Source organism: Streptomyces sp. NPDC089915, assembly GCF_040684675.1.
Lineage (GTDB): Bacteria > Actinomycetota > Actinomycetes > Streptomycetales > Streptomycetaceae > Streptomyces.
Genome location: NZ_JBFBGN010000329.1, coordinates 1 through 1984, shown reverse-complemented (window position 1 = coordinate 1984; position 1984 = coordinate 1). Strand labels below are relative to the sequence as shown.

The 1984-nt window shown below is 76.5% G+C and carries 2 protein-coding genes; both read right to left on the bottom strand.

Annotated elements, in window-relative coordinates:
* Positions 1-219: 219 nt before the first annotated feature.
* Positions 220-1134, bottom strand: coding sequence for an ECF transporter S component (locus AB0O29_RS35470; RefSeq protein ID WP_365160438.1), 915 nt, complete (start codon positions 1132-1134; stop codon positions 220-222).
* Positions 1131-1984: ATP-binding cassette domain-containing protein (locus AB0O29_RS35465; RefSeq protein ID WP_365160435.1), on the bottom strand; the 854-nt coding region annotated here is incomplete at its 5' end. The genes AB0O29_RS35470 and AB0O29_RS35465, both read right to left, overlap by 4 nt.

The window sequence follows — 1984 nt, the reverse complement described above, 5'->3', positions numbered from 1 at the left end:
CCGGCGGGGGGCTGTGGGGCCCCGGCCGCCTCGGCGACAACACCAGTTAGCCAGGCCCCCGCCGCCCTGGCAACGCCCCCCTCCTACTAGCGGGGTAGGGGGCCGGGCTCAAGGTCCCCCGCGCCCGGAGCGGGTGTTCGCGCAGGTGGGGGCCGTGGGTGCCGGTGGAGTGGCGGCTACTAGGGAGGGTCGGATGTGACCTGGGTCCTGTGGGCCGCCTCACCGCCGCAGGGGCCGGATGTCACCTTGCGTGGCGGTCCGTACCCCGTCGGGTGCGTGTCCCGGGCCACTCCCGGGCGCCGAATCGAAGGAGACGGGCGCGTCGAACGCCGCTTTCCGAGTGGCCCGCCGCAGCGCCCGCAGCAGGGTGCCGCCGAGCGTGAGCGTCAGGACGACCGTCAGGGCGGCCCGCCCGAGGTCCCAGCCCAGGGAGGTCGCCAGGCAGTACGCGAAGAAGCGCGCGAGGTTCGCCGGGACCGGGTCGCCCGGATGGAAGGAGATCCCCTGTCCCATGCCCTGGAGCAGGACCCAGCCCTGGAGGTTCATGACCGTCCCGTACGCGAACGAGCCCAGGAACCCGTACGCCGCGAGCATCGCCAGCTCCGCCCGCCCCCGGATCCGCACCGCCCCCGGCAGCAGCCCGGCGCCCAGTGAGAACCAGCCCAGGGCCAGCATCTGGAACGGCATCCACGGCCCCACCCCGCCCGTGAGCAGGGCGGACGCGAACATCGTGACGGCGCCGAGGACGAAGCCGAAGCCGGGGCCGAGGACCCGGCCGCTGAGCACCATCAGGAAGAACATGGGCTCCAGTCCGGCCGTGCCGGCGCCCAGCGGGCGCAGCGCGGCCCCCACCGCGGCGAGCACGCCGAGCATCGCCACCGCCTTGGCGTCCATCCCGTCGTCGGCGATGGTCGCGACGACGACGCCCACGAGGAGGGGGAGCAGCGCGGCGAAGAGCCAGGGGGCGTCCTGGGAGTGGGCCAGGCCGGACTGGGCGTCCGCGAGGAGGGGCCAGCCGAAGGCGGCGATGCCGATGAGGGTGACGAGGACCAGGGCCGCAGCGGCGCGGGGGCCGATCCGGATGGGGCGGATAGGGCGGGTGGGACGGGAGGGGTGGGTAGGGCGGGTGGTCATGGGGTGGCCTCCGCGGGGTTCAGGGCGGCGGCCACCTGGGAGACGGTGAGCCAGCGGTCCGGGGCCAGGATCTTGGCCACCTGGGGGGCGAAGGCGGGGGAGGACACCACGACCTCGGCGGTCGGCCCGTCCGCGACGATCTCGCCGCCCGCCAGGATGACCACGCGGTGGGCCAGCTCGGCGGCGAGCTCCACGTCGTGGGTGGCGAGGACGATGGCGTGGCCGTCGGCGGCGAGGGCGCGCAGGGTCGTGACGAGGCGGGCCTTGGCGGCGTAGTCCAGGCCGCGGGTGGGCTCGTCGAGGAGGAGCAGGGCGGGGCGGCCGGTCAGGACCAGGGCGAGGGCGAGCGTGAGGCGCTGGCCCTCGGACAGGTCCCGGGGGTGGGTGCCGTCCGGCACGTCGGGCAGCAGGGTGCTGACCAGGGCGCGGCAGGTTCCCGGGGCGGCCCCGGCGTCGGCGTCCGCCGCGGCGCACTCGGCGGCGACGGTGTCGGCGTAGAGGAGGTCGCGGGGCTCCTGCGGGACCAGGCCGACCCGCCGGACCATCTCCTGGGGCGGGGTGCGGTGGGGGGCGCGGCCGCCGACCGTCACCTGGCCGGTGGTGGGGGCGAGGGTGCCGGTGAGGGCGGCGAGGAGGGTGGATTTGCCGGCGCCGTTGCGGCCCATGAGGGCGATGGTTTCGCCGGGGGCGACGGTGAGGGTGATGTCGTGGAGGACCTCTGTGCGGGAGCGGCGGATGCCGAGGGAGGTGGTGGTGGCTGCCGGGGCCCCCGGGGCGGGGGGTGCGGGTGTGGCGGTACCCGGCCCGCGCCGGGAGCGGGCGAGCAGGCGGGCCAGCAGGCCGGGGCGGG